This is a genomic window from Hymenobacter sp. H14-R3 (genome assembly GCF_030063445.1).
Classification (GTDB): Bacteria; Bacteroidota; Bacteroidia; order Cytophagales; family Hymenobacteraceae; genus Hymenobacter.
This window is the reverse complement of record NZ_JASITD010000063.1, coordinates 1-2,821: the sequence shown is the minus strand read 5'-3', so window position 1 is coordinate 2,821 and position 2,821 is coordinate 1. Positions and strand designations below refer to the sequence as shown.

General features: G+C 56.8%; 3 protein-coding genes and 1 CRISPR repeat array. All 3 genes read right to left on the bottom strand.

The genetic code is table 11. The annotated features are described in order from the left end of the window. Positions 1-16: 16 nt before the first annotated feature. Positions 17-927: a CRISPR direct-repeat array (repeat unit 37 nt; unit sequence GTTTCAATCCGTCTTCACGTCGGAATAGCTCACGAGC). 207 nt (positions 928-1,134) lie between these two features. Further along, on the bottom strand, positions 1,135-1,707 hold the full coding sequence (cas4, locus tag QMK33_RS23235) for a CRISPR-associated protein Cas4 (RefSeq protein WP_283567016.1): 573 nt from the start codon (positions 1,705-1,707) through the stop codon (positions 1,135-1,137). 28 nt (positions 1,708-1,735) lie between these two features. Then, positions 1,736-2,026, bottom strand: a complete 291-nt coding sequence (gene cas2 / locus QMK33_RS23230; protein WP_283567015.1) for a CRISPR-associated endonuclease Cas2 — start codon at positions 2,024-2,026, stop codon at positions 1,736-1,738. A 3-nt stretch (positions 2,027-2,029) separates the two neighbouring features. Next, positions 2,030-2,821: CRISPR-associated endonuclease Cas1 (gene cas1, locus QMK33_RS23225; protein WP_283567014.1), on the bottom strand; the 792-nt coding region annotated here is incomplete at its 5' end.

Sequence of the window (2,821 nt, the reverse complement as noted above, 5' to 3'; positions counted from 1 at the left end):
TCGTAGAGCTGATTGCGTTTCAATCCGTCTTCACGTCGGAATAGCTCACGAGCGTAATACGCCACCATCAGACTGAAAAAAGGAGTTGGTTTCAATCCGTCTTCACGTCGGAATAGCTCACGAGCTCCCCCACGAGTACGCCAGCAGCGCGGAATACCTGCTGTTTCAATCCGTCTTCACGTCGGAATAGCTCACGAGCCGCCCGGTGGCCGGGGCCGGTTTTAGCGACATTGGGTTTCAATCCGTCTTCACGTCGGAAGAGCTCACGAGCATAATCGGCCACGCAAACCCCCAGCCACAAGGCAAGTTTCAATCCGTCTTCACGTCGGAATAGCTCACGAGCGGTTTTGAGCGGGGTGGTGAGCAGCAGGGGCATGGTTGTTTCAATCCGTCTTCACGTCGGAATAGCTCACGAGCACTTCGTAGCCAACGGCCCGATTTACCAGAAGCTCCGGGTTTCAATCCGTCTTCACGTCGGAATAGCTCACGAGCATTGCGTTAGATAATCAACTGCATCTTCTTTGCTATGTTTCAATCCGTCTTCACGTCGGAATAGCTCACGAGCAACAAGCCCACCACCACGCGCCCAAAGGTTTTTATGTTTCAATCCGTCTTCACGTCGGAATAGCTCACGAGCGAGGCCAGCAGGAAGAGCGAAGCCCCCAGGGCTGAGTTTCAATCCGTCTTCACGTCGGAATAGCTCACGAGCACCCACGGCCTTTAGCCAGTCGTAGAGCTGATTGCGTTTCAATCCGTCTTCACGTCGGAATAGCTCACGAGCGACTGGGTAAGGCTGCCCTGCTGGTCGGCATCGACCGTTTCAATCCGTCTTCACGTCGGAATAGCTCACGAGCTAGCCGCTCAGCGTGCCCGTGCTGGAGGTGCCCGAAGTTTCAATCCGTCTTCACGTCGGAATAGCTCACGAGCCCGTCATTACACATAAGGCCCTTGTAATGTAGCAGTTACTGGTAATTACGGGTCGATTGAATAGTTGTTTACAGTTGGTCAAAGAACGAATAAATATCCTTTGAACCTCTACCTTCCGGTAGTCTAAGATACAGACAGCCAGAAAATTAGTGGCAATAAAAGAGATACTGGCCATAAGTTACTGCCCGGAACGTGGGTCGACGACCACTAGCGGGTGCAGATTTTCCGGTACGTGCAAGTTACACAGCGGCTTTTGTACTTCGTGGCTTTCGGATAGAGGTTCTGCTCGATAATGTTCTGAACGGCGGAAGCGATGCGCTTTACGTCGTCCACGTTAGCGAGCGTAATCGGGACTTCCACCACCTTGTAGTTACTACGGGTATAGACCAGGAAGCCTCGCGTCACCGGCTGGCCGAACGTGGCCTCAATCAGCCACGCGTAGCAATACAGTTGGGTTTGGTACGTGGCATACACCGTATCCTTCCACTCGGCAAACTTGTAATCCAGCGGGGCCAGCGTCCCATCGGCTAGTTGCAATACCTCATCGACGCGGCCGCGTAGCACGTCATTGGTCAGGTATTGGTCCAGGTACTTGCCCGTCACGCCCAGCCGGCGGCGCAGGTAGTCCTTGTTCTGCTCCAGCCGCTGGTCATGCAGGTGGCGCCCGCGCATGACTTTGTAATCCTTGTCCTCCTGCTGGGGCACTCGCAGCACATATTCGAAGTACGTGAAGCGCGGACAGTACAGGTACTCAATCAGGTGCGAGGGCGTCAGTGACATGGACCGGGGAATAAGCAACGCGGATAACTCAGAAAAACAGCGCCTGTATTTCGTCTGATACCAGGGCTTTATCGAAGGCCTGACCCAGGAGTACGGTTTGTTGCAGCTCGCTCTTGTTCATGGGGAAAAGATAGACCTTGTCCACCTGTTCATCAATCAGCGCTTCCAGTTGGAGCGTGAGCGTGTCCTTCTGGTTGGGCGTGAGCGTGCCCAGAAAGCAGGAAAACTGCACCCGGTACAGCCCCGCCAGCTTGCAGGCTTTGGCCGCCTTCGTGCGGGCGCGGTCGTTTTTGATGTCGTAGAGGACCCAGGCGAGCATGGTTCAGGTGGTTTCGGGTAGCGGAGCGCGGCCGATGAGGGCATTGGCAAACTGATGGGCATCGGCCTGCAGGGCTACCCCGCGCAGCAGGTTACGGCCCCGGTGGCGAATGCTATCGGCATCTAGGAAACGGCCAAACGCCTCCACCAGCAAGGCCTTTCCCTCGGCGTTGAGCGTCACGCCCTGGGCCAGCGGGGCCGTGTGCGCCTGGTTCACCTTCTTGCCCGAAAACAGGCGAAATACCGTCTCATCGGCCCAGGCGCGGTAGGGCTCGATGAAGTCGAACACCATGCTGAGCTGGTTGTAGTCGTCGCGGTGCAAAAAGCCCAGGTAAGGGTCCACGCCGGCTACCATCAGCGCCTTTTCCACCCGGCTGTAGAGGATACCGTAGGCGTAGTTGAGAAAGGCGTTGAAGGCATCGGCCGCCGGCCGGCGGCTGCGGCCGGCGAACCGATAGTCGGGCGGCAGCACGTAGCTCAGCGTCTCGAAGTAGAGGCGGCCAGCCGTGCCTTCCAGCCCTCGTAAGGTATCAGCTCCGGCCGCCACCGTTGTCGCTTCCTGGCGCTGAATCGACACGGCCAGGGCTTCGATGCGGGTGATTTTATCGTGGAGAAAATCGGCATGCTGCGCCCGGTGCTTTTTCAGGTCTTTGATGAAGTCCACCTGGTTGCCCAGCTTCGCCAGCAGCCAGCTTTTTACCCAGCGCAATCCTTCCGCCGAGAGGCTGGCTTCGAGTTGCGTCTTGCGAATTTTGGTGGTGCTGCCCAGCTTGCTGTGCCAGATGCGGGCAATGGG